This is a genomic window from Dyadobacter fanqingshengii, from assembly GCF_023822005.2.
Lineage (GTDB): Bacteria > Bacteroidota > Bacteroidia > Cytophagales > Spirosomataceae > Dyadobacter > Dyadobacter fanqingshengii.
The window spans coordinates 1,438,934-1,462,945 of sequence record NZ_CP098806.1; the positions used below are offsets into that span (position 1 = coordinate 1,438,934).

21 protein-coding genes and 1 tRNA gene are annotated in these 24,012 nt (G+C 44.2%); 16 read left to right on the forward strand and 6 right to left on the reverse strand.

Annotation, left to right across the window (positions count from 1 at the left end; translation table 11 throughout):
- Positions 1–59 precede the first annotated feature (59 nt).
- Complete coding sequence (locus NFI81_RS05710; protein ID WP_234613523.1) at positions 60–539, forward strand: deoxycytidylate deaminase; 480 nt, start codon at positions 60–62, stop codon at positions 537–539.
- Positions 540–616: 77 nt separating this feature from the next.
- Here the strand turns inward: NFI81_RS05710 and NFI81_RS05715 are convergent, their stop codons facing one another.
- A complete protein-coding gene (locus tag NFI81_RS05715; protein WP_234613521.1) occupies positions 617–1,132 on the reverse strand; it encodes an FKBP-type peptidyl-prolyl cis-trans isomerase in 516 nt (171 codons plus the stop codon).
- Positions 1,133–1,228: 96 nt separating this feature from the next.
- Here NFI81_RS05715 and NFI81_RS05720 point away from each other — a divergent pair, with 96 nt between their 5' ends.
- The 3 genes from NFI81_RS05720 to NFI81_RS05730 are packed head-to-tail and all read left to right on the forward strand — an operon-like array spanning position 1,229 to position 3,844.
- Positions 1,229–1,825, forward strand: a complete 597-nt coding sequence (locus tag NFI81_RS05720; protein ID WP_234613520.1) for an acyl carrier protein phosphodiesterase — start codon at positions 1,229–1,231, stop codon at positions 1,823–1,825.
- 27 nt (positions 1,826–1,852) lie between these two features.
- Positions 1,853–2,872 (forward strand): DNA polymerase III subunit delta, encoded by a 1,020-nt coding sequence (gene holA, locus NFI81_RS05725; protein WP_234613518.1) that lies wholly within the window; start codon positions 1,853–1,855, stop codon positions 2,870–2,872.
- 60 nt (positions 2,873–2,932) lie between these two features.
- Positions 2,933–3,844 carry a DNA-3-methyladenine glycosylase family protein gene (locus NFI81_RS05730; protein WP_234613517.1) on the forward strand — a complete coding sequence of 304 codons (912 nt, stop codon included), beginning with the start codon at positions 2,933–2,935 and terminating at the stop codon, positions 3,842–3,844.
- Here NFI81_RS05730 and NFI81_RS05735 read toward each other — a convergent pair.
- From NFI81_RS05735 to NFI81_RS05750, 4 genes are all read right to left on the reverse strand, one after another.
- Positions 3,828–4,106, reverse strand: coding sequence for an Ada metal-binding domain-containing protein (locus tag NFI81_RS05735; RefSeq protein ID WP_234613516.1), 279 nt, complete (start codon positions 4,104–4,106; stop codon positions 3,828–3,830). The two genes, NFI81_RS05730 and NFI81_RS05735, sit on opposite strands and share 17 nt — an antisense overlap.
- 3 nt (positions 4,107–4,109) lie before the next feature.
- Entirely contained in the window at positions 4,110–4,811 is a 702-nt protein-coding gene (locus tag NFI81_RS05740; RefSeq protein WP_234613515.1) for a 2OG-Fe(II) oxygenase, read from the reverse strand.
- A 102-nt stretch (positions 4,812–4,913) separates the two neighbouring features.
- Positions 4,914–6,689: an ABC transporter ATP-binding protein gene (locus tag NFI81_RS05745; protein ID WP_234613514.1), complete on the reverse strand. Its 1,776-nt coding sequence runs from the start codon at positions 6,687–6,689 to the stop codon at positions 4,914–4,916.
- A gap of 128 nt (positions 6,690–6,817) precedes the next feature.
- A tRNA-Met gene (locus NFI81_RS05750) sits at positions 6,818–6,894 on the reverse strand.
- A gap of 201 nt (positions 6,895–7,095) precedes the next feature.
- On the opposite strand from NFI81_RS05750, the gene NFI81_RS05755 reads away from it, so the two are divergent.
- The 6 genes from NFI81_RS05755 to menD all read left to right on the forward strand — a co-directional run bounded on the left by NFI81_RS05755 (position 7,096) and on the right by menD (position 14,346).
- Positions 7,096–7,488 (forward strand): START-like domain-containing protein, encoded by a 393-nt coding sequence (locus NFI81_RS05755; protein ID WP_234613513.1) that lies wholly within the window; start codon positions 7,096–7,098, stop codon positions 7,486–7,488.
- Entirely contained in the window at positions 7,488–8,987 is a 1,500-nt protein-coding gene (locus tag NFI81_RS05760; protein WP_234613512.1) for an LptF/LptG family permease, read from the forward strand. The genes NFI81_RS05755 and NFI81_RS05760 overlap by 1 nt, the downstream gene beginning before the upstream one ends.
- Positions 8,988–9,090: 103 nt before the next feature.
- On the forward strand, positions 9,091–9,366 hold the full coding sequence (gene rpsO, locus NFI81_RS05765; protein WP_234613511.1) for a 30S ribosomal protein S15: 276 nt from the start codon (positions 9,091–9,093) through the stop codon (positions 9,364–9,366).
- Positions 9,367–9,476: 110 nt separating this feature from the next.
- A complete protein-coding gene (pnp, locus tag NFI81_RS05770; protein ID WP_234613510.1) occupies positions 9,477–11,615 on the forward strand; it encodes a polyribonucleotide nucleotidyltransferase in 2,139 nt (712 codons plus the stop codon).
- 64 nt (positions 11,616–11,679) lie between these two features.
- Entirely contained in the window at positions 11,680–12,543 is an 864-nt protein-coding gene (locus tag NFI81_RS05775; RefSeq protein ID WP_015810559.1) for a sigma-70 family RNA polymerase sigma factor, read from the forward strand.
- Positions 12,544–12,630: 87 nt separating this feature from the next.
- The gene (gene menD, locus NFI81_RS05780) at positions 12,631–14,346 is read left to right on the forward strand and encodes a 2-succinyl-5-enolpyruvyl-6-hydroxy-3-cyclohexene-1-carboxylic-acid synthase (protein WP_234613509.1); all 1,716 of its coding nucleotides are present in this window, start codon (positions 12,631–12,633) and stop codon (positions 14,344–14,346) included.
- On the opposite strand, the gene NFI81_RS05785 is transcribed toward menD, so the two are convergent.
- A complete protein-coding gene (locus NFI81_RS05785) occupies positions 14,347–15,381 on the reverse strand; it encodes a tetratricopeptide repeat protein (protein WP_234613508.1) in 1,035 nt (344 codons plus the stop codon).
- 22 nt (positions 15,382–15,403) lie between these two features.
- Here NFI81_RS05785 and NFI81_RS05790 point away from each other — a divergent pair, with 22 nt between their 5' ends.
- The 6 genes from NFI81_RS05790 (at position 15,404) to NFI81_RS05815 (ending at position 23,998) form a co-directional block, all read left to right on the forward strand.
- A complete protein-coding gene (locus NFI81_RS05790) occupies positions 15,404–15,655 on the forward strand; it encodes a hypothetical protein (RefSeq protein WP_234613506.1) in 252 nt (83 codons plus the stop codon).
- A gap of 157 nt (positions 15,656–15,812) precedes the next feature.
- On the forward strand, positions 15,813–18,824 hold the full coding sequence (locus tag NFI81_RS05795) for a tetratricopeptide repeat protein (protein WP_234613505.1): 3,012 nt from the start codon (positions 15,813–15,815) through the stop codon (positions 18,822–18,824).
- A gap of 42 nt (positions 18,825–18,866) precedes the next feature.
- Positions 18,867–20,537: a TonB-dependent receptor gene (locus NFI81_RS05800; protein ID WP_234613503.1), complete on the forward strand. Its 1,671-nt coding sequence runs from the start codon at positions 18,867–18,869 to the stop codon at positions 20,535–20,537.
- Positions 20,538–20,565: 28 nt separating this feature from the next.
- Complete coding sequence (locus NFI81_RS05805; RefSeq protein ID WP_234613502.1) at positions 20,566–21,654, forward strand: HU domain-containing protein; 1,089 nt, start codon at positions 20,566–20,568, stop codon at positions 21,652–21,654.
- A 106-nt stretch (positions 21,655–21,760) separates the two neighbouring features.
- Entirely contained in the window at positions 21,761–22,687 is a 927-nt protein-coding gene (locus tag NFI81_RS05810; protein ID WP_234613501.1) for a hypothetical protein, read from the forward strand.
- A 9-nt stretch (positions 22,688–22,696) separates the two neighbouring features.
- Positions 22,697–23,998 carry a bifunctional folylpolyglutamate synthase/dihydrofolate synthase gene (locus tag NFI81_RS05815; protein WP_234613500.1) on the forward strand — a complete coding sequence of 434 codons (1,302 nt, stop codon included), beginning with the start codon at positions 22,697–22,699 and terminating at the stop codon, positions 23,996–23,998.
- The last annotated feature ends 14 nt before the right edge of the window (positions 23,999–24,012 follow it).

The following is a 24,012-nucleotide window of genomic DNA, read 5'->3' on the forward strand; positions in this document are numbered from 1 at the left end:
CTTGTGTTGAATCCCGTTTTCAATTCGATAAGTTTGTATAAAAATTATTGAAAAGACGAATGACATTACCTACAACGAATTTGCGCCCGAAATTTGATGATATCTACATGGAATTAGCAAAAAATCTGGCGCTGCGTTCACATTGTATCAAAGCACAGGTCGGTGCGGTATTAACGAAGGATACGCGAATTATTTCAATCGGTTATAACGGCCCGCCGGCAGGAACCCATAATTGTGACGAGGAGTTTCCGGAAGTGGGTTGCCCGAGAGACGCAAAAGGCAGCTGCTCACTCGCTTTGCACGCAGAACAAAATGCTATTCTATTTGCCGTAAAAAATGGCTCAAATATCGAAGGGTCGACGCTTTTTGTAACGTTAGCGCCATGCATTGCCTGCGCCAGGGTTATTTATACAATGAAAATCAAAAAAGTAATTTTCCTGCATTCCTACGCCGCGTACAAGGGAATCGCGATTGAGGAGGGAGTAGAGTTTTTGAGGCGGTTCGGAGTTGAAGTGGAGCAGTATGTAGTCAATGAGTGAATGACTGAATGAATGTTTTCTTTTCCTATTCACTCATTCACTCATTCAATCATCGCCCGGCGACCCGGTCAAAATTATCAATGATGATGCACCCCACCAGCACCATGCACATGACCATGGCTGATCTCTTCTGCTGTGGCTGGGCGGATTGAGATGATTTGTCCTTTGAAATGCATTTCTTTTCCAGCCAATGGGTGGTTGAAATTCATAACAACCAAATCGTCTTTGATTTCGACAACCTGTCCGTGCATGCGCTCGCCGTCCTCATTGGTCATTGGAATGATGTTCCCGATCTGCAATAGTTCCTCCTGGTTCACATCTTCCATCTGGAAAACTGCCTTTGGTAATTCAACGATCGCTTCTTCATCAAACTCACCGTAACCTTCTTCCGGCGCCACGGTAAATTCGAAAATGTCTCCCGCAACAAGTCCTTCGATCTGATTTTCAAAACCCTCGGGAAGGCCGCTGATGCCTTGAATGAAGTACATTGGATCTTCTTCTGTCACCACTTCGACGACATCCGTTTCACCATCTGTATCAGGAATTCTCAGGCTGTATGTTAACGCTATCACGTTATTTTTTTCGACTTTCATTTGCTAGTTTGATTAAAATAATTGTTGTTGTAAAAAATTGTTCCAAGAGGAGTAGCGAAAACAAACGTACGGCAAATTTGCCAAAATGCCATTTAGATGAATTTTTTAGCACACATTTTGCTGTCAGGAACGAAGGAGGGCGTGATTATGGGCAATTATGTGGGCGATTTCATTAAGGGCCGCCTGACCGATGAAAAAACGGAAACATGGGACCCCGACTTCGTCACCGGATTGAAGCTTCACCGGTTCATCGATTTCTTCACAGATAAGCATGAGATTGTTCGGGAAGCGACGCACAGAGCGGCCTTGTCGCAGGGGAAATTGGCTGGCATTGTGATGGACATTTATTTTGATTATTTCCTGGCCAAACATTTTGATCAGTTTTCCCACGAGCCGCTTTTTACTTACACACGAAACATTTACGCGCTTGTCAAAGCCAATGAACAACACATTCCTGCGGACATGACGCGGATGGTGCAGGCAATGATCCGCGAAGACTGGCTTACGAGTTACGCAACATTCGAGGGCGTGGACCTGACTTTTCACCGGATGTCGCGCCGTGCCACCTACCTTGTACCGCTACGCAATGCTATACTCGAGCTGCGCGAGCATGAAGATTTCTATCGCGACAAATTTTTCAGCTTCTTCCCGGAACTTCAAAAAGCGTCGGAAGAGTTTATATTAACACATTAACATTATCATCGCTTACCGGCATCCCCAATGGCCCAAACACCGGATATTGTCCTTAAAGAGATCAGAAGTAAGAAATTCAGGCCCATCTATTTCCTGCACGGCGACGAGCCGTATTACATTGATTCCATTGCCGAAGAGCTGGAAAAACGCGTCGTGCCTGAGTCTGAGAAGGGCTTTAACCAGTTTGTTTTATATGGAAAAGACACGGATATGGCTGGCGTGCTGAGTTATGCAAGGCGTTTCCCGTTTATGGCCGAGAGGCAGTTGATTTTGGTAAAAGATGCCAATAAGCTGGGTGGGATTGAGCAGAAAGAGCAGCAGGCCAGGCTTGAAGATTATGCTGCTAATCCGCTGAACAGCACGGTGCTCGTTTTTTGTTTTCATGCCAATGCCGATGAGCGCAAGACTTTTATCAAATCCATTAATACGAATGGTGTGGTTGTGCAATCCAAAAAGATGTACGACAATAAATTGCCGGAATGGGTCACTTCTTTTTGTCAGCACGAAGGCGTGAAAATCAGTCCGAAGGCCGTGCAAATGCTGGTTGATAACATTGGCAATGATTTGAAGCGACTATCCAACGAGATCAGGAAAATAATGGTCAACCTGCGCGTGGATGAAGGAATTGATGCTTCGGCCATTGAACGGTTTGTGGGGATCAGTAAGGAATACAATGTATTTGAATTTCAAAAGGCATTGATGACGCGTGATGTCATGAAGGCCAATCAGATCGCCACTTATTTCTCAGCAAATTCAAAGGACAATCCGCTGGCGCCGATACTCATTATCCTTTTTGGATTTTACACAAAAGTGCTTCTTGCGCACGCCAGCAAAGACAAGACAGAAAAAGGGCTTGCTACCGAACTTGGCGTAAACCCGTATTTTGTAAAGGATTATCTGCTTGCGATCCGCAATTATCCGCTACCCAAAGTGGCCAATATCATTCACTATTTGCGGGAATGTGATGCCAGGCTCAAAGGGCTGGACGGCGTGAGCATTCCGGAAGGTGAGCTGCTCAAAGAATTGGTTTTCAAAATCGTACATTAAGATCTATAATGCAGCAAGAAACGGGTTTTGGCTTGTTTTTGGCTGTCCTACATTTGGTAAATGAATAGTGAAAATAAGATCCTGATCCCTATCCCGGCGCTTTTTAGTTTTGAAGAATGTCTGTGGTTTCTCAATCGGAACTATGATGATTGTCTGCACATTATAAAGGGCGACACGATTTTTAAAGCACTGGAAATAGGGGAGGATATCCTGCTGATCTCGATCAAAGAACACGCAGGTTTTCTCGAACTAAACATTATAAAAGGGGAACCCACGCAGGAAAATAAAGCGTATCTGATTGATTATGTGCGGGAATGGTTTGATATGGACACCAACATTCAACCTTTTTACGACCTGCTCAAAACAGACGGACGCATTGCTTACATGACCGAAACTTATAAAGGTTTGCGGTTGATTGGCATTTCAAATCTCTTCGAGGCCATTTGCTGGTGCATTATCGGCCAGCAGATTAATTTGTCGTTCGCCTACAAAGTGAAACGCAGGCTGGTGGAACATTACGGGAAGCGTATTGACCACGAAAATGATTCCTACTATGTTTTTCCCGAGCCCGAGGTGCTCGCTGCCGCTGATCCTGATCTGTTGAAAGAGATGCAGTTTTCGAAACAAAAATCGGATTACGTGATTGGCATTGCCAAAGCATTTGCCAATGGCAGCATCGATAAAGAAGCTTTACGCGCGTTACCCAGTTTCGCCGCCCGGAAAAAAGCACTCACGGATCACAAAGGAATCGGCGTTTGGACGGCCAATTATGCATTAATGAAATCCCTGAAAGAACCGGGTGGCATTCCGCATGGGGATATTGGCTTACTAAATGCGCTTTCCAATCACAACATTATCCAGGATCGGAGCGAAACTGCGAAAATCGAAGGGCTTTTTCAGCAGTTTGCAGGCTGGGAAAGTTATTTGGTTTTTTATCTCTGGCGAAGTCTTACCGTCAAGGTTTTGGAATAATCTCCTGATTCGCTTTCCATCTCAAATAAGCCTCGCGGAGGCAATGTCCGCATGGGCGAAATCCTTGCGCAACAGCTTCTTGTTCAGAACTAAAAAATACGCGGTTCGACACTTTCATGCGCTTTCCGGAAGCACATTGCAATGTTCCGTAAATTTTGAGCCTGGCATTGCCGCCGTATCTTACCAATTGATCGTCAATCAGTCGTTTCAACTCTCGGCTTGTTCCCATCGACGCGGGACCGAGCTCTGCATGTTTGATCATATGTTAGCTTAACGCATCGTGAAAAATGATCCCTAATGTGTAGCGGCTCCCGGATTGAACCTCGCTCACCCCATGCTTCATATTGACCCGGTAATAGCCTTTCGTTCCTTTTACCGGTTTGAAATTGGTTGTGAAAAGCAGGATATCGCCTTTTTTTGGTTTTAAGACAATGGCTTTTGATTGCGCACGGGGCGTTTGCTGGGTAAGGACAAATTCGCCTCCTTCATAATCTGTACCGGGTTCGCTCAGGAAAATGACGAGTTGGATTGGGAAGAAAATGTCGCCATACAAATCCTTATGCAATGTATTATGGCCGCCTTCACCATATTTAAGGATCAGAACCGTGGTTTTGGTTTGATGCTTCTCATGACATTGTGTTTGGAAATCTCGAAAAACGGCAGGATAATGTTGGTTGATATTCAGGACTTGCATCCATTTGTTGGCTACCGGCGCGAGTTTCGAATAAATGCTTTCACGCAAATGTTGGATAACGGCTGGCAACGGATATTGGAAATACTTATATTCCCCCAACCCAAACCGGTAACGTTCCATCACAATGGTTTTACGGTAATGTACTGGCTCATTGTAAGATATAATCAGTTGATCACATTCATCCTTTGACAGGACCTGATCGATCAAGCCATATCCTTTATTGTGCAGATCTTCGGTAATGTGTTGCCAGTCTAACGTGTCAATTTCTTTCATCGGTCTGATTTTCTGTTTGTTGCCTCATTTTGATAAGACAAAAATATGGATCATCAGACTGATGAAAAACCTGATTCTTGCTAGCTTTTGACCACTAGTAAGCTATGAAAGCACCGTCTCATCTTTACGCTCGCCGATTTGCTGGCGCCACATGGCGTAGTACAAACCTTTTTCATCAAGCAAAGCATGATGGCTGCCGGTTTCGACAATGTTGCCTTTTTCCAAAACGTAAATCCTGTCTGCATGCATAATGGTCGACAACCGGTGTGCGATCATCACCGTAATGTGCTGACGCTGATCGGTAATGTTGCGGATGGTGTTTGAAATTTCTTCTTCCGTTAATGAATCCAGTGCAGAAGTAGCTTCATCAAATATGATCAGATGCGGCACGCGCAGCAGCGCACGGGCAATGGATAAACGCTGACGTTCACCACCCGAAAGTTTCAATCCGCCTTCGCCAATGACTGTGTCGATCCCATTTTCTGCCCGGGACAGCAAATTGTAACAAGCCGCTTTCAGCAGGACATCGTTAATCATTTCATCCGTCGCATCGGGATTGACAAAAAGCAGATTTTCTTTGATTGTTCCGGAGAAAAGCTGCGTATCCTGCGTTACAAAGCCTATTTTATTTCTTATTTCATCAAAATCAATGCTGTTACCATTGATGCCATTGTAATAAACAGCGCCGGTGATCGGATGATAAAGGCCTACAAGCAATTTTACCAATGTGGTTTTCCCGGAACCGGATGGCCCCACAAATGCGATCGTTTCACCTCTCTTAACATCAAAAGAAATGTCTTCCAGCGCTGGCCTGTTCGCAGATTGATGCTGAAAAAGGACATGGTCAAATCGCAGCTCTTCAATTTCCGTAATCACTTCCGGATTTGCCGGTTTGTGTTCCACAGGCCTTGCCAGTAACGTTTGCAGGTTGTTCAGCGACGCTTCGGCTTCGCGGTAGGAGAGGATCACATTACCCAGTTCCTGCAACGGCCCGAAAATGAAGAAGGAATAAAACTGCATCATCATCATCTGACCCACTGTAATCCGGTCTTTGAACACAAAAAACAGCAGTGCGAACATGATACATTGTTGAAGGAAATTCACGAACGTGCCTTGTATAAAGCTGATAGATCGAATGCTTTTGACCTTTCTGAGTTCCAGTTTGAGGATTTTGAATGTTGTTGTGTTCAGGCGGCTGATTTCCTGCTGGGTTAACCCGAGACTTTTTACGAGCTCAATGTTCCGCAGGGATTCGGTGGTTGAACCCGCCAGCGCGGTGGTTTCTTTAACGATGTTCTTTTGAATAACCTTAATTTTCCGGCTCAGAACACTCGTCAGAATAGCCAAAACCACAGACCCAACCAGATAAATAAGCGGCAGTGAGGGGCTGAGCTTAAATGCGACAATGACGACGAAAACGATCCCTACCAATGTAGCAAAGAGCACATTAACGAAACTGGTAATGAACTTTTCACAATCGGCCCTGACCTTTTGCAGCACCGAAAGCGTTTCCCCGCTGCGCTGATCTTCAAAATCCTGAAAAGGCAGCCGCAATGCATGGCGTAACCCATCCGTGTAAAGGCTCGCACCGAATTTCTGGATCACGACATTGACCACATAATCCTGAAATGCCTTGGCAATGCGTGAGACCATGGCCACGCCGATGATCATGAGCAATCCCATCAGGACGCCTTTGTAAAATGCATCGTCCAGGCCATTATCGCGGTAATATTGGGCTTTGTTGGCGTAAGGGTCGATCAGGTAATTGCCGAGAATGTAAGGGTTCAGGAGAGAAAATACCTGATTGATTGCGGCCAGTACAAGCGCCAGAAAAATAAGGGCTTTGTACCGGCTAAGGTATTGTATTAATAATTTCATGGTGAATAAGAGGCGAATCAGCGTTTGACTATAAATGCAAACCGAAAATTTGAGAATTTAATTCTCGTTAGACGCCAAAGGTTGCAGCATGAGCAACAAAAAAGACATCCGCAGGGATGTCTGAACTTTGGTAGCGGGGAGCAGGATCGAACTGCCGACCTTAGGGTTATGAATCCTACGCTCTAACCATCTGAGCTACCCCGCCGTGTTATTGTGGTGCAAAAGTATGTTAAATAAAATTAAACTCCAACCAGTTTTTCCAATTTTAAGGCTAAATTTCCGTTACGGTAAAAGAGCAAAAATTAACTTTGATGACATTTATTGTCGAATTATGCTATATTACAACTTTTAAAATCAGCATATAAGGCGGTACTGTTGTGGTTAACCCTTTTTAATTTTAGTTCGTATGGAAAAATATAAATTTGTTACTGAATTTGAATTGCGCTCCTCACCAAAAGTACTCTTTCCATATATATCGACGCCTTCGGGACTGGAACAATGGTTTGCCGAAAAAGTCACTGTACTGCCAGATCACCGCTTCGATTTCCAGTGGGACGGTGACAGCCACATTGCCAGACAAACGGGTTTAAGGATAAATAAGGCGGTGCGATTTGATTTTGAAAACACGAGTGATGACAACCTTGACAATAACCATGTGGAACTTAAACTTGAAGTAAGCGAGTTAACCCAGACGACATTCCTGCGCGTGACAGATTACTCTGCAAACCGCGATGAACGTGAGCTTGCTTCCTTATGGGATGGTTTCATTGATAATTTAAAAGATATAGTAGGAAGTTGATGAAAAAGCTTGATAAGCTTATTTTAATGTCCTTTTGGGGGCCATTTGTGATAACAATGTCCGTCGTGGTCTTCGTTTTTCTGATGCGGATCATGATTTTTTATATCGATGATTTCGTCTCGAAAGATCTCGGAATCACGGACTATGCGCAATTATTCTTCTTTTTTAGCCTCATAACGGTTCCTACTGCACTTCCGCTGGCGATGTTGCTTTCGTCGCTGATGGCATTTGGAAACCTCGGGGAATTTTTTGAGCTCACGGCTATTAAAAGCGCTGGGATATCGGTCGTGCGGGCTATGGCGCCGCTTTTTATCGTTGCCGTAGCAGTCAGTGTGTTTTCCTTTTATTTCAATGACCGGGTTTCTCCCTGGGCTAACTTAAAGGGTTACAGCCTTTTATATGACATTAAAACAACGAAGGCCACATTAAAGATTAAAGAAGGGATTTTCTATAACGATTTGCCGGGATTCAGCATTAAGGTGGATAAGAAGGAAGAGAATGGCAAGCTGAAAGGAATGGTGATCTACAAGCATAGCAACCGTTCCTATGAAGTGGGCAACACCGAGATCATCCTGGCTGATTCTGGCCGGATGTATTCAATTAATGATAATCGTTACCTGGTCATCGAGCTTTACAATGGCACGCGTTACACGGATGAGGTGAGTTCAGGCGGCGCAAGGCCTGCGTATATCTCTTCACCGATAGGCGGAAGCAGTGCTCCTAATTATTCCAATTTCAGCCGTAACTCATTCAAGCATTTCCGCTTAACCGAAAGCCTTTCATCCTTTGGTATGAAGAGGACCGATGAAGGACAATTCAAATACCATGAGTTCATGAAGAACATCAGTGACCTGACTTCGACGGCGGATTCACTGCGCAATTCCTACAACGAAACGCGGAAGAATCTGGTGGCCGGAAGTCAGCAATATTATTCTTACAATTATCGGGAAGGGACCGATAAAACATTGAAAAAGGGTCCCTGGATTGATTCTTTGCTGGTTAAGCCGGTTTCGGACAGTTTGAGAAAAGAGATCCTGATGAATACCAAGAGCGCTGCCAACAGCATGCTTAGTTATACCAAATCACAGAAGGATTATTTGCAGACAAAGTTGAAGGATGCAAACAAGTATGAATTGGAAAAACACCATAAATATACCAATGCATTGTCGTGCCTGATCATGTTCCTGATCGGTGCACCGCTGGGTGCGATCATTAAAAAAGGCGGCTTTGGGGTGCCTGTACTGGTGTCGATTATTTTCTTTATCCTGCTATATGTTCTCACAAACCAGGGTGATAAATGGGTGAAGGAAGGCTTACTCATTGTGCCCGTGGGAGCATGGATGGCCAATACAGTTTTGTTTTTGACCGGATTGTATTTCATCGACCGGGCCAGAAGCGACTCACGGTTATTTGAAAAAGACGTCTACATCATGCTGATTAAAAGAATAAAAGAAAAGTGGGCAAGTAGATTTGGAAAAACCCAGCTTATTCAATCATAGTAAAATTACATTTTTTAATTCGGGTCAAAAACCGTAATTTTGCGTCCTTATTTACGGCAGGGTGCTGTAAAAAGTTGAAAATAATTAATCTGTTGTTACAATTATGTATTTAACCGCGGAAAAGAAGGCTGAGATCTTCGAATCAAAAGGTTTTAAGAAAGAAGGCGGAGACACTGGATCTGCTGAATCACAAATTGCTTTATTTACGTATCGTATCAACTATTTGAACGAGCACTTAAAAACGCACAAGAAAGATAACGATACAAGACTTGGTCTACTCAAAATGGTAGGAAAGCGCCGTAGATTGTTGGATTATCTGTTCAAAAAAGATATTAACCGCTACCGTGCGATTATTGCCGAATTGAACATACGTAAGTAATTTGAAAATCAGGGAACTTCATCAAGATGAAAGTTCCCTGATTTTTTGCGGAATTAACAAACATTTGGAACGTCAGGATGGCGTTTCGCAGCTACAAAAAACATCTTTTTATGCTCTTTAATATAGTTACGAAGACTATACCCTTACCAGACGGCAGGGAAATCACCATTGAAACAGGAAAATTAGCAAAGCAAGCCGACGGTTCGGTTGTAGTTCGTTTGGGTAACACCATGTTACTTGCGACAGTTGTAGCTAATAAAGATATTAAAGAAGGTCTTGACTTCTTGCCATTATCGGTTGACTATCAAGAAAAATTTGCTTCTGCCGGGCGTATTCCAGGCAGCTTCCAACGTCGTGAAGGCAGGCTTTCGGATCCGGAAGTTTTGATAAGCCGCCTGGTGGACCGCGTTTTGCGTCCATTGTTCCCGGATGATTACCACGCAGAAGTTCAGGTAAACATATTGCTGATGTCGGCTGATGCAACTGCATTGCCTGATGCATTGGCAGCTTTGGCCGCTTCTGCTGCACTTGCAGCTTCTGATATTCCTTTCGGCGGACCCGTTTCAGAAGTTCGTGTTGCTAAAATCGATGGCCAGTATGTCGTTAACCCAGGTTCAGCGGATCTGGAACGTGCTACATTGGAATTGATGGTAGGCGCGACTTACGATGACATCGCGATGGTGGAAGGTGAAATGAGCGAAGTTTCCGAAGAAGAAGTTGTGGAAGCTTTGAAGGTTGCACATGAAGTCATTAAGAAGCAATGCCTTGCTTTGAAAGAATTTGAAGCGGCGGTTGGCAAAACAGAAAAGAGAGAATATGTAGGCGATGCAGCTGACGAGGCGCTTGAAGCACGTTTGAGAGCATTTGCTTATGACAAAATATATGCGGTAACGCAATTGGGTTCTACCAACAAAACGGTTAGAAAAGACGGTTTCAAGGCAGTTTGGGAAGAATTTACGGCTTCTATTCCGGAAGACGAAGAAGGATTCGACAAAGGACTGGCGAAACGTTATTTCAATGACCTTGTATGGGAGGCATCACGTCGCCTTGTTTTGGACGAAAGGATTCGTCTGGATGGCCGTAAACTGGATGAAGTTCGTCCTATCGCTTCCGAAGTTGACTTTTTGCCAAATGCACACGGTTCTGCTTTGTTTACAAGAGGAGAAACGCAGTCTTTGACAACGGTTACTTTGGGTACAAAAAATGACGAGCAGATTGTTGATACGCCGATGAAATACGGTTACAGCAAATTCATGCTGCATTACAACTTCCCGGGATTTTCAACAGGTGAAGTAAAACCAAACCGTGGTCCTGGCCGTCGTGAGGTTGGACATGGTAACCTGGCTTTACGTGCATTGAAGAAAGTATTGCCCGTAGCTGAGGATAATCCTTACACAATCCGTATCGTTTCCGACATTCTTGAATCAAATGGCTCGTCTTCTATGGCAACTGTTTGCGCAGGATCACTCGCATTGATGGATTCAGGTTTGAAAATCAAAGCACCTGTTTCAGGAATTGCAATGGGATTGATCTCGGATGAAAAAACCGGCAAGTATGCGGTTCTTTCGGACATTTTGGGTGATGAAGATCACTTGGGAGATATGGACTTCAAAGTAACAGGAACTGAAAAAGGGATCACAGCATGCCAGATGGACATGAAAGTGAATGGTCTTTCTTTTGAAGTGCTTACAGAAGCGCTTATGCAGGCGAAAGCAGGCAGGTTGCACATTCTGGGTGAAATGAATAAGACGATGACAGAAAGCCGTGCTGATCTTAAACCACATACACCACGCGCTATCGTTATCAAGATTGACCGTGAAATGATTGGAGCCGTAATCGGGCCTGGTGGCAAGGTTGTTCAGGATATTCAGAAAGAATCTGGTGCTACGGTTTCTATTGAAGAAAAAGATGGAGCAGGATTTGTAAGTATATTCTCTGCTGACAAGACTTCGATGGATAAAGCGGTTACGCGTATCAAAGGAATCATTCTTGTGCCTGAAATCGGAGAGGTTTATTCTGGTAAAGTGAAGTCAATTATGCCATTTGGCGCGTTTGTTGAGTTCTTGCCAGGAAAAGACGGCTTGCTTCACATTTCCGAAATTAAGTGGGAACGTCTTGAAAAAATGGACGGAGTTCTTGAAGTGGGAGAGGAAGTTCAGGTTAAATTGGTTGAAATTGATAAGAAGACCGGTAAATACCGCCTATCCCGTAAAGTGTTGCTGCCGAAGCCAGAGAACAAAAATGATTAAAATAGTGTTTTTGGTAACAGGGGCAATATTTAATGTCGTTATATATAAAATTAATAAAAGATAGATGAGACAGCTAAAGATCAGTAAGCAAATTACCAACCGTGAGAGTCAGTCGTTAGACAAGTATTTGCAAGAAATCGGGAAGGTGGATTTGTTGACGCCGGACGAGGAAGTGACGTTAGCTCAGAAAATTAGGGATGGTGATCAGCTTGCATTGGAAAGACTTACCAAAGCAAATCTTCGCTTTGTTGTGTCTGTGGCCAAGCAATATCAGAATCAGGGCTTATCGTTGGGTGACTTGATCAATGAAGGTAACTTGGGTTTGATAAAAGCTGCTCAGCGTTTTGATGAAACAAGAGGTTTTAAATTCATTTCTTACGCAGTTTGGTGGATTCGCCAGTCTATCCTGCAGGCACTTGCCGAGCAGTCGAGGATTGTACGTTTACCCCTCAACCGTGTAGGTTCTTTAAATAAAATATCAAAGACTTTTTCAGAACTGGAGCAGCGTTTCGAACGTGAACCTTCTCCTGAGGAGTTGGCGGAAGTGCTTGAAATTTCTTCTTCTGAGGTTGTTGACACCATGAAGATTTCGGGCCGTCACGTTTCCATGGACGCTCCATTCGTTCAAGGCGAGGAAAACAGCCTTCTTGACGTATTGGAGAATGATTTGGAAGACAAACCTGATTCCGGTTTGGTGAATGAGTCATTGCGCAAGGAAGTGCAGCGTGCACTTTGCACATTGACACAGCGTGAAGCAGACGTGATCGCATTGTATTTCGGCTTGAATGGCGAGCATGCTATGACGCTTGAAGAGATCGGTGAGAAGTTTAACCTTACCCGTGAACGCGTTCGTCAGATCAAAGAAAAAGCGATCAGAAGATTGCGTCACGTATCAAGAAGCAAAGCATTGAAAACATATCTGGGTTAATTTGAACGGATGATGTCACAGTTAAACCAGTATTTGATACAGTATTAATTAAATAGCCTCTTAATGAGGCTATTTTTATTTATAAATATGGCCATTTTACAACCCTTGGTGGATCTTGCCGCCATTTGCTATGCGCAGGGTGTGAGACACGTTGTGGTTTCGCCCGGCTCGCGCAGTGCAGCGCTTACGCTCGCTTTTACACGCTTCGGGCGGTTCACGATTCATGTGTGTATGGATGAGCGCTCGGCGGGCTTCATAGGACTCGGAATAGCGCAGCAAACGGGCGTTCCCGTGGTGTTGATCTGCACGTCTGGGAGTGCAGTCTATAATTTCGCTCCGGCGGTTTCTGAGGCGTTTTTCCAGCACATTCCGTTGCTTGTTATTTCCGCTGATCGCCCAAAGGAATGGCTTCATCAATATGACGGACAAACAATTTACCAGAACGAGATATTTGGCAAGCATATCAAGCGTTCTTTTGAATTTTCCGCGGATTACGGTCATGCAGATGTCAAATGGGCCATTAACCGAATGTCCAATGAAGCGGTAACCCTTACTTCTACGGTTCCAATGGGGCCAGTTCATATCAATGTTCCTATCAGGGAGCCATTTTACCCGGCATTGGGAGAAGAAATGCTTCCTTCGGCTGATCTCAAAATAATAAAACGGCAGCCAGCCGAAATGATTCTCGCACCAGAAGTTTGGAATGCATTATTGGATGAGTTCGAAGAGTATCCCAAGATTTTAATTGCCGCAGGCCAGAATATGCCGGATCATAAGCTCAGCGAAGTGCTGAATAAGATCTCGGAAGAGTGGGATATACCGGTCCTCGCAGACAGCATCGGTAATGTATCAGGGGTAAGCATTATTCGAAATCACGACTTGTTTTTGAGCAGTAAAAATGCGGAAGACTTGGTTCCTGATCTGTTAATCACATTCGGTTTGTCATTCATTTCGAAGGATTTCAAGCAATTTATTAGAAAGAACCCTCCAAAAGCGCATTGGCATATTGGCGAAGATGCATTTTTAGCCGACCCTACGCAATCTTTAACCAGGACGATCCCGGTTTCTCCTGATTATTTCTTCAAGAATTTATATGAAAAGATTGATTATCAGCTGTTTATCCAAAATTCTGACCCTGAAACGGATTCATCCTTTTTACGGAAATGGTCCGCAAAGGATTTGATGTCCGCGCAGATAAAGCGCGACTACTGCAATAATCTACCTAAGTTATCTGATTTAACATCGTTAGATTCGATGTTTAAGTATATTGATCGAGTATTTCAGTTACATGTTGCTAACAGCATGTCTGTCCGGTATATCAATTTGCTTGACTTGGGAAGTAATGTTCGGAGCGTGTTTTGTAACAGAGGAACGAGTGGAATTGATGGCTGCGTAAGCACAGCAATCGGCGCTGCTTTGGTGAATGAAGAAGAGACCTTGCTGGTAGTTGGTGATGTGGCATTCATGTATGACCGGAACGGTTTGCTCATCAACACGCTTCTGCAAAATTTGAAAATCGTGGTCATCAATAATGCCGGCGGTAATATTTTCAGGATGATCGACGGACCGTCCGGCCTGCCGGAAATAGAGACTTACTTCGAGACCAGACATGCATTCTCCGCCAGGCGAACTTGTGAGGATTCAAACATAGCTTATTTCAGCTGCAAAGAATTTGAGGCGTTGGAACATTCCGTCAAAGCATTTCTTGAAAACAAGGGCATTGCCTTGTTAGAGATTTTTACGGATCCGTACGAAAACGAAACAGTCTGGAAGGAGCTTAGAAAGTTAGGTCGTGAACAGTGATCACGGGCAATTTTTTGCGGATTCAGCAATGGCAATTGAGTCCTTTAATACAATGCCTTGCTTCCAGATTTTACATGCTGCTGTGATATTTTTTTGCTGGAAGTATGCTCCTCCCGCCAGTCCGAAGAGCATGTCCACCGGCTCGGCAATATCAATTGCTTTTGAGAAGGCTTCGATCGCCTTCTCCGGTTGCCCGGCCTTTTGATAATAAATCCCGAGGTTCCGAAAGGCATATCCATTTTTTGGCAACTTATCCAGGGATTTCTCGATCAACTCCTTTGCCTGATCAGGTGATCCGGTTTGCAAAAGCACATAACCTTTGTTGTTGAGCGAGTACGCATCGTCCGGAGTAACCGAAAGCACTTTGTCAAAATAGGAGAGTGCCGACTTCCAGTTCCGCTCTTTTGTCGCAATTAGTCCCAAATTGTTGAGCGCTTGTGGTTGGGCAGGATTCAATGCAAGTGCATTCTGGAAATCTTCCTTAGCAGATTTAAGGTTTTTCAGCCCGTAGTATATGGCACCCCGGTTTACATAAGCTTCCACATTCAATTTTTGTAACTGGATAGAACGGTCATAGTCCGCAAGCGCCAGGGAAGCATTGCCCTCAGCGCCGAGCAGATTCCCACGGACCAGAAAAAATCGGGCAGAGTCTTTGTAGTCTTTCTCGATCTGCTGTAAATCCTGCTTCGCTTCGCGCAACCTGCCCAAATCAAGCCCGGATTCAGCCCTTACGAGGTTTGCCTGTGTGAGTGTCGGGTCAATTTTAATTGCTTCTGTCAAAATCTCATAAGCATCATTTGGCATTCCCATTTTCAATAAAGTTATTCCTTTATTGAGATAGGCGTCTGAAAAATCTGCATTTTTGGCAATTGCTTCGTCATACAGGCGTAATGCTTCGGCATAGTTCTTTTGATTAAGCGCCTGGTTGCCTTTTAAGAAAAAGTCAGCTGCATCTTTCTTGTCCTGACTGGAACACGACGAGATAATTAGCGCTAATAATATTAGTATTTTATTTAGTTTAATACTGATAACCATACAGTTGCAATAATTTAATACAATGAGATATATTAAGGATATACCCAACGACAAATTTAAGATCGGCCTTTACCAATGGAACAACAAATACATTATTAAGATTGAATCGGGCATGTACGAGCAAACTTACAAAATCGATGACTATGAAATCGAAAGTGCAGCAGAATTAGAGCGCTGTATCGACGAATCATTTATTGCCGCAATTGCCAATCGTTTTGATGCAATGCATGAGGATTTTTCGGGGTCATTAAGGCGAAATGAAGTAATCTTCTAGGATATTGAATAATGCGTTTACCCCCAACGTATACGGTTTTAGTACACTTTTCGTTAGATAGCAAACAATTTTAAGAGGTAAGAGCGCACCAAAATACTCTTTAAAAGATATGGTCAATGACATTAATTCAAATCAAAAATTCACCAACTCAGTCTCTATGGTTTTTAAACACGGCGCCTCCACTTTCGGAATGCTTTTATATGTTGGCGCATCTTCGGTTTTTGCTCAGAATACATTAAGTATTACAGAACCGGAAGCCCATTTTCGTAACGGCCTGGAATATTATGAAAAGTCAAATTACGTTGCTGCCAGGCAAGAATTCAACGAATTTCTGGGCAGTGATGATAAGTTGCTGAGTACCACGGATTACAATAAAGTTACTGCTGAATATTATGTGGCTGTGACTGGTTTGTATCTGAATTACCCCGAGGCGGAAGTGCAGGTAGATCGATTCGTCAAGAACCATTCAGAACACCCGAAAGCACAGCAGATATATGGTGACCTGGGTCGTTATTATTACGAGTCAGGACAATATGACAAAGCCATCACATATTTAGAAAAGGCTGTTAATGTTGCAGGAAGTGGTGCCAATAAGCTTGAAAGTGCTTATCAGCTGGCCATGTCTTATTATAATACGCAGCAACTGGATGCAGCTTTGCCATTGTTCAACCAGGTGAAAACGGAGACTTCCTTTGCCAATGCAGGCGACGCTTCGTTTTACGCGGGTGTTATCAATTATCAAAAAAATAAGTTTGAAGAGGCCTACCAGGATTTTCAGCGCATTGAGGATCATCCTTATTATAAGAATGAGGCACCTAACTGGATCATTTCATCATTATACCAATTAAAACGGTATGATGAGCTTTTAACATACGGTGAAAAGATCCTTAAATCACAAAGAGGCAATACTAAACTTGATGATGTCGCATTATATGTGGCAGAAGTATATTATGAAAAAGGCGACTATGCTGCGGCCGTAACATCATACGAACGTTATAAGCGCATGAAACCGGGCGTTGTGCCTCCGACTGTGGCACTTCATTATGGTCATGCGCAGTTCAGAAATGGTAATTATGAAGGTGCTATAACGAACCTGAAACCGATCGGACCGGGTAAAGATTCTGTTTCGCAGTACGCATCTTACATACTGGGAATCAGCTACTTAAAGACTTCTAATTTAAGTTTTGCTTTAACCTCCTTTGACGACGCATCAAAGCTTGACTTTAACCCTGTTGTTAAGGAAGAAGCAGCTTACAACCATGCGAAAGTCCAGTTGGAGTCTGGAAACAACAATGAGGCTGTAAAGGAGTTCAACGACTTCATGACTAAGTATCCTGAGAGTAAACATACGGAGGAAGCGACCGAGTTAGTAGCCGAAGGATACGCCAGCGCAAGCAATTCAGTAGGGGCTATAAAGTACATTGAGGGCCTTTCTAAGCGGAATACTAAAATTAATGGCACTTATCAGCGGCTCACTTACAACCAAGGCGTGCTGGATTTCAACGCACAACGTTTCGATAACGCCATCGCCATGTTTGATAAGTCTATTAAGTTTCCGCTGGACGAACAGCTTTTTATTTCTGCGACTTACTATAAAGCGGAATCAACTTATGGTTTGAACAAGGTCGACGAAGCAGCCAACCTTTACACGCAGATCTCCAAGAATCCCAAAGCAGGAGTTTATGCAAGGAAGAGCTTGTACGCATTAGGATACATTTATTATAACCAGAAGAAATACGCGCAGGCATTAACTTACTTTAAGGAGTTCACCAGCAACATTGAGGGCATTGAGCCGCTCATGATAGAGGATGGCTTTTCGAGATTAGCGGATTGCTATCTGGCTGCGAAAAATTACAACGAAGCGATCAAGACATACGAGCAGGTTTCGGCCAAGGGTAAAGTGGATAAGGATTACGCATTGTTCCAGAAGGCCCGTGCGTATGTGTACATGAACCGCGAGCAAGAGGCGCGTAAACAATTTGATCAACTGATCAGCCAGTATCCGCAGTCGAGATATCTGGATGATGCTTATTTCCAGCTGGCAGACATTGATTTTCAGAAACAAAGTTACTCTGCCGCGGTGAAAGGTTTCACCCGAATGATCAATGAAAAGCCGAAAAGTAACGCAATTCCTGCAGCGTTGCTTCGCAGGGCGCAGTCATACTATAACTTACAGGTTTACGAACAAGCGATCGTCGATTTCCGCAAGATCCTGACAGAATATCCAGATTCGCCTTCGGCAAGCAGTGCGTTGGAAGGAATTCAGGAAGCTTACACGGCTGTGGGTCGTCCGGAAGAATTTACGCAGGTTCTTGGCGTGGTAAGAAAGAACAATCCGGGTAATGAGAAACTGGAAGAAGTTGAGTTTGACAACGTTCGTAACCTCTATTATGCAGAGAAATACGAGAATGCTATCAATTCCCTGCAAAGCTTTATCCAGAGCTATCCTGCCAGCAAGCATCAAGCAGATGCCACTTACTTCATCGCTTCATCTTATGACAAGATTGGTAAAGTGAATGAAGCACTGGAATTCTTTGGTAAAGTGGTTCAGCAAAACAAATCAACATTCGTGGCCGCAGCGGCGCAACGTTCGGCTGAACTGGAAATTGGTCGCGGTAACTATAACAATGCGGTTTCTAATTTCCGCGTGCTGCTTCGTAATTCGGAGAGCAAGAAAGAACAGGCTCAGGCATGGGTGGGTCTGATGGACACCTATTATACATTGAAAAGCTACGACTCGACGCTGTATTATGCGAAAGAAGTGATCAATGCCGGTAACCTGATCCCGGGTGCAGTAGGGAAAGCGCAACTGTATGCTGGTAAGGTCCCTTTTGAGCTCGGCGATTTTACAAAGGCCGGCGAAGAGTTCAGGAAAATAGCCGCTTCTTCCAAAGACGAATATGGTGCTGAGGCAAGTTACTGGTCTGCGATGGTGCTTTATAAAAACAAAAAATATAAAGAGGCCGAGACAGCGATCATTGATATGGGAAAAAATTTCGAGGGATATGATTACTGGCGCGTAAGGTCTTTTATACTGCTTGCTGAGGTGTATGTCGGATTGAATGAGATGGGACAGGCTAAGGCGACATTAACCTCCATCATCGACAATTCCGACGATAAGGAAGCAGTTGAGCTTGCAAAGGAAAAGTTGGCTCAGATCAGTAAATAAAAAGATTCATTCCTGCGGGACAAACAGAAAATATTAAGACTCATGACGAAATCCACCGCGATACGTTCTTCCTTATTTTTATTGACACTTGGCTTTTCTTCCCAGTTTGCATTCGCGCAGCGGGGGGAGATTGAAAGCCAGACTTACGAGATTGTTAAAGAGAAAAGCATTGAATTTGCTCCGGCTAACCGGGTTTATGATAAAGTGGATCCTATCAAAGGAGAAACAGGCAAGAAAAAGGTTGATTATCAGATCATTGATCCGCAAATAGACCTTTCTTCGCCAAAGCTTACGCCTAGCGTGGCGGCATCCTCCGATGAGCAGAAACGCAAAGATGAACCCGACGTGCTGAATAACTATGTTAAGCTCGGAGCGGGTAACTACGGGCGTTTCCTGGGCGAAGCATTTGTTGGCGGTCGTCCTTCCGAAGATTTGGTTTTCACTACGCAGCTCAAACATTTGTCCGCCGCCAATGGTCCGGTCGATGACAAGAATTCCGCAAATGCAGCCACGAATTTCAGGGTTGGTGGGAAATATATCCGAAGCAAGTATAAAGTCGAGGCAGCGCTGGATTATGACCGTAAGAACTATTATTTCTATGGTTATCAACCACAGCCTGAAACAGTTCAGGTTAACCGGGACAGCATTCGGCAAACCATCAACCGCTTTGGCGTTGCACTGGGTTTTGAAAACACTGACGCATCCGTGTTGGTGGACTATTCTGTAAAAACGAGCCTGCATACACTGCGCGACCGTTATGAAGCATCGGAGCTGGACTGGGGAACCAAGTTAATGGCCTCTGTGCCTTTATCCGAATCATTCCATGCGCTGCTGGAAGCGGATGCCTTCGTTACACAGCGGGTTGACAGATTCACTTTCAATAGAAATTTATTCCGCGTAAAACCAACATTCAAATATACATCGGAGCTCTTTTCGGTCACAGCGGGTATCAATGTTGCCAACGAAACCGACAGCGAGCTTGAAATTAACAGGACAAAGGCCTTTCCAGTGTTAAATATTGATGTCGCGCCGTTTGCAGGATTGCACATTTTTGCCGGATGGAATGGTGATATGGTAAGGAATACTTTGAAAAGTATGCTGGGTGAAAACCAATGGCTGGGTCCCAATGTTCAAATACTTAACACTGATAAGGACTATGAAATCAGTGGCGGTGTGAAGGGTGAAGGATTGGCAGGGTTTAACTACGAGGGTAAAGTGGCTTACACGCAATACAGGAATTTCTACTATTTCAACAATTCGCTTGCGGACACTTCCAAGTTTGCTATTTTGTATGATCCGGGCAAAACGAAAGTGCTAAGCATTTCTGGTCAGGCAGGCTATAATTTCAATGATTTATTCAAAACATCTCTTAAAGTAAACTTCTTCGACTACTCCGTTTCAGACCTGGAAGAGCCTTGGCACCGTCCTGATCTTACGTTAAACTGGTTTAATGCGCTTTCCATCAGCAAAAAATTGTTTGTAACGGCCGATTTTTACATGCTTCGAGGAATTAAAGCAAAAAATTTCCAGACCGGCGAGGTGACGAAATTACCTGTAATAGCAGATCTGAATTTCAAGATTGATTATCTGTTAACCAGGAACTTCTCTGCGTTTGTGGCACTGAACAATGTATTGGGCAAACAGTATCAGCGTTATCAATATTACCCGCAGCAAGGGCTAAACTTTATTGGAGGATTATCATTTTCTTTTTAACTTCGCTCAGTTAACTGAAAAAACGTTCATGATAGCAGTCGAAACAGTAATCCGAAAACTTGTAGGTGAATATGAATTTGTAATCATTCCAGGATTCGGAGCATTGCTTTCGCACCAGATTCCGGCTGCTTATGATAACATGTCACAAACTTTTTCTCCGCCTGCCAAGAAGCTAGCATTCAATGAGTTTCTGAAACTGGACGACGGACTTCTGGCCAATTACATTTCGCGCCATGAGACATTGTCGCATCTGGAAGCAGTGGATTATGTGAAACGTTATACGGACGAGTTGCGCCAGAATCTGGAACAACGCGGCCAGGCCCAGATTACCGGGATTGGCGATTTCAGTAAAAATATCGAGGGTAAACTTGTTTTCGAGCCCAATACGGAGAAATATTTTAAAGATGAATGGTACGGCTTCGAGAAGATTAGAGCCAAGCAAATTGATAAAAAGCTAGTTCCGGTTGCAGCAGCAGAATCCTACATGGCCGAAGAACAGGTTGAAATCATTGAGGCAGAGGAAGAAAGATCTAATTCGTTTAAGTGGGCACGTTGGGCTGCAGCGGCAGTGATAGCAACGGTTATCTGCGGTTTAAGCGTGTTTTTGGTAAATTCGAGAAACGGTGACATTCAAAGCACATTAAATCCCTTTACTGAGCTGTTCTCAAAGTCAGAAGCTGTTGTTGAAGAAAAAACAGAAACAGTTGCAGTACCGGCGGAGATTACTCCTTTAACCAAAACGCAGCCGGTTGTTGATTCTGCAGCGATCGTCGCGAAGCCTGTTGAGGTGGTTGCAGCTGTTAAAATTGATTCAGCTAAGGAGGAAGCGGTTGCTCCTGCTGTAAGGCCGGAGCCTGCTGCCTCTGTTGAACCTGCCAAAACGTCTAAGTTTTACGTGATAGCAGGAACATTTAAGGGGACCAGACAAGCAAATGTTCTCTTGGCTCAATTGAAGGAAAAGGGCTTCGCAGATGCGAGCATCCTGCCTCCGGACAGATTTGGTAAAAAAGTGAAGGTGGCGGTGAACGGCTACGGAAATGAAACCGATGCGTATCGTGCTTCCGCAAAATTGCAGGGAGTTATTGGCGAGGCAGGCTGGGTTTACAAGAAAAAATAAGCAGTCAGGATATAAGAGAGAGGAAGCAGTAAGTGCTTCCTTTTTTCGTAACACACGATTTTTTTTAATTTTACGTTGTTGAGAAAGTAAAATAATAGCAAATACAATGATTGTATTACAAGCCGAAGATCGTCAGCGAATTGCAGTTTCCTGGGCTATGTCCGTGGGAATTACGGTTGCATTGCTGGGCATATTCTTCTTTATCAGGCTCAATAGTTCACTGCCAAAAGTGGAGCCTATGGAGCTGTTTGTGGAGGTAAACTACGGAACAAGCAAAGTTGGTAAAGGCGATGTTCAAACATTTAATAAACCCAATGATAGCAAGGTTGCAGAAAACATGCGCGCCGACGCGGACGAGGTAAAAAAGGTGAAATCTGTTGCAACGCCAAAACCTACACCGCCTACGCCCCCGAAAATTGAGCCGGTTAAACCCACGAAAACGGTTGCAGAGAAGCCCGTAATTACATCCAAGGCAGAAAGTCCGGTGGAAGCGCCGGAAAAGAACGAAAGCAAAAAATCAACCGGCTCGGAAGCGTCGTCAGCACCTGCTGCCAAGCCAACGCCGGAAAAAGCGGTGAATAAGGATGCCTTGTTTACCAAATCCTCCGGAAGCAAGTCGGGTAGCAATGGCACGAACGGCACAAAAAGCGGTGTCGGCGGGAATAACAACGGAGACGATGCAGAAGGAGTAGGCGATAAAGGTTCGAAAAGCGGAAGCCTTTTCGCAAAAACATACAAAGGTGAAGGTGGCGGCGGTGGAACCGCAGTAGGATTGAGCCTGTCGGGATGGAGCTGGTCTAGAAGGCCAGTTGTAGATGATAATTCGGATGCCACAGGCGACATTACATTCAAAATTACCGTAGACAAGAATGGCCGTGTAAAGAGCATTATCACGCAAAACACGACTGTTACAGACTACGCAGTAGTCAATAAATATAAGAGCGCAGTTCGGGACCTGACTTTTATTCCCAAGTCTTCCAATGTGCCGGACGAGTCAATAGGAACGATCACATTCAAAATCCGTTCCCAATAGTTTTTAAGAATGAATTACCAGGAAACATTGGATTATCTGTACAGCCGCCTGCCGGTTTTTCAGAATGTTGGGGCCCGTGCTTTTAAGCCGGGCCTTCATACTACCCGGGAGCTTTGCAAATTCCTTGGAGACCCTCAGAATGACTATCCTACATTGCATATAGCAGGAACAAACGGCAAGGGAAGCACGTCCCATATGCTTGCAGCCATACTTCAACAAGCAGGATACAAGGTCGGACTTTATACTTCGCCTCATTTAAAGGATTTTAGAGAAAGAATTAGAGTTAATGGGGCATTTATTGGGGAAAACTTCATTACGGAGTTTATCAGTGAAAATAAATCTAACATTGAAAGATTGTCTCCTTCTTTCTTTGAGGCTACGGTAGCAATGGCATTCTCCTATTTTTCGAAGGAATTGGTAGACATCGCCGTAATTGAGGTAGGCATGGGTGGCCGACTAGATTCAACTAACATTATAACCCCAGCATTGTCACTGATCACCAATATCAGCCTGGACCACACGCAGTTTCTAGGGGAAACGCTGGAAGAAATAGCAGCTGAAAAAGCCGGAATCATTAAGCCGGGAGTGCCTGTAGTGATAAGTGAAAGACAAACTGATTCAATCGCTGAGGTATTTTCCACGGCGGCTGAGCGGGTGAATGCACCAGTGGTCTTTGCTTCCAATGTGTATGAGGTCAACAAAACAGGCTTTCAGAATGGTCTGATGGAGATCGATGTGATTGAAAAAGAATCACTTAAACCAGTCTATGCCGGTCTGCGTTTAGACCTTACCGGTGCTTATCAGTTGAAGAATATCGGCGGGGTTATCGCTGCCATTGAAATCCTCAGAGAAAAAGGTTGGGCGTTGCAGGATGCAGATGTGCGCGCAGCGCTTGCGTCTGTAACGACGTTGACGGGCTTGAAAGGACGCTGGCAAAAGCTAGGGGAGAAGCCCGACATTTACTGCGACACAGGCCATAATACAGCTGGCCTGGCTTCCGCTTTGGAGCAGTTCGAGAGCGTTGCAAGCGGTTGTCAGCGCTTTGTTGTCGGTTTTGTGGGTGATAAGGACATTTCCGCTATGCTGCAACTTTTCCCTTCGCAAGGGATATTTTATTTTTGCCAACCCTCCAATATGCGCGCGCTAGACTCGACGCAATTGATGCACCTGGCCGCTGCATACGGCCTCAAAGGAAAGGCTTTTGTGAATGTGAATGATGCGCTGGAAGCCGCAAAACGCGAATCCGATCCAAATGACACGATCTATGTGGGAGGAAGCACTTTTGTGGTGGCAGACATTATAGATTGGTAATTGATATTAATAGA

What these genes read in the sequence shown, in the direction of transcription:
- menD (WP_234613509.1), top strand. Translation starts at nt 12,631, where the DNA reads ATGGCCATTTTACAACCCTTGGTGGATCTTGCCGCCATTTGCTATGCG.
- NFI81_RS05795 (WP_234613505.1), top strand. Translation starts at nt 15,813, where the DNA reads ATGGTTTTTAAACACGGCGCCTCCACTTTCGGAATGCTTTTATATGTT.
- NFI81_RS05760 (WP_234613512.1), top strand. Translation starts at nt 7,488, where the DNA reads ATGAAAAAGCTTGATAAGCTTATTTTAATGTCCTTTTGGGGGCCATTT.
- NFI81_RS05745 (WP_234613514.1), bottom strand. Translation starts at nt 6,689, where the DNA reads ATGAAATTATTAATACAATACCTTAGCCGGTACAAAGCCCTTATTTTT.
- NFI81_RS05800 (WP_234613503.1), top strand. Translation starts at nt 18,867, where the DNA reads ATGACGAAATCCACCGCGATACGTTCTTCCTTATTTTTATTGACACTT.
- NFI81_RS05790 (WP_234613506.1), top strand. Translation starts at nt 15,404, where the DNA reads ATGAGATATATTAAGGATATACCCAACGACAAATTTAAGATCGGCCTT.
- rpsO (WP_234613511.1), top strand. Translation starts at nt 9,091, where the DNA reads ATGTATTTAACCGCGGAAAAGAAGGCTGAGATCTTCGAATCAAAAGGT.
- NFI81_RS05785 (WP_234613508.1), bottom strand. Translation starts at nt 15,381, where the DNA reads ATGGTTATCAGTATTAAACTAAATAAAATACTAATATTATTAGCGCTA.
- holA (WP_234613518.1), top strand. Translation starts at nt 1,853, where the DNA reads ATGGCCCAAACACCGGATATTGTCCTTAAAGAGATCAGAAGTAAGAAA.
- NFI81_RS05720 (WP_234613520.1), top strand. Translation starts at nt 1,229, where the DNA reads ATGAATTTTTTAGCACACATTTTGCTGTCAGGAACGAAGGAGGGCGTG.
- NFI81_RS05810 (WP_234613501.1), top strand. Translation starts at nt 21,761, where the DNA reads ATGATTGTATTACAAGCCGAAGATCGTCAGCGAATTGCAGTTTCCTGG.
- NFI81_RS05710 (WP_234613523.1), top strand. Translation starts at nt 60, where the DNA reads ATGACATTACCTACAACGAATTTGCGCCCGAAATTTGATGATATCTAC.
- NFI81_RS05755 (WP_234613513.1), top strand. Translation starts at nt 7,096, where the DNA reads ATGGAAAAATATAAATTTGTTACTGAATTTGAATTGCGCTCCTCACCA.
- NFI81_RS05715 (WP_234613521.1), bottom strand. Translation starts at nt 1,132, where the DNA reads ATGAAAGTCGAAAAAAATAACGTGATAGCGTTAACATACAGCCTGAGA.
- NFI81_RS05740 (WP_234613515.1), bottom strand. Translation starts at nt 4,811, where the DNA reads ATGAAAGAAATTGACACGTTAGACTGGCAACACATTACCGAAGATCTG.
- NFI81_RS05735 (WP_234613516.1), bottom strand. Translation starts at nt 4,106, where the DNA reads ATGATCAAACATGCAGAGCTCGGTCCCGCGTCGATGGGAACAAGCCGA.
- pnp (WP_234613510.1), top strand. Translation starts at nt 9,477, where the DNA reads ATGCTCTTTAATATAGTTACGAAGACTATACCCTTACCAGACGGCAGG.
- NFI81_RS05815 (WP_234613500.1), top strand. Translation starts at nt 22,697, where the DNA reads ATGAATTACCAGGAAACATTGGATTATCTGTACAGCCGCCTGCCGGTT.
- NFI81_RS05775 (WP_015810559.1), top strand. Translation starts at nt 11,680, where the DNA reads ATGAGACAGCTAAAGATCAGTAAGCAAATTACCAACCGTGAGAGTCAG.
- NFI81_RS05805 (WP_234613502.1), top strand. Translation starts at nt 20,566, where the DNA reads ATGATAGCAGTCGAAACAGTAATCCGAAAACTTGTAGGTGAATATGAA.
- NFI81_RS05730 (WP_234613517.1), top strand. Translation starts at nt 2,933, where the DNA reads ATGAATAGTGAAAATAAGATCCTGATCCCTATCCCGGCGCTTTTTAGT.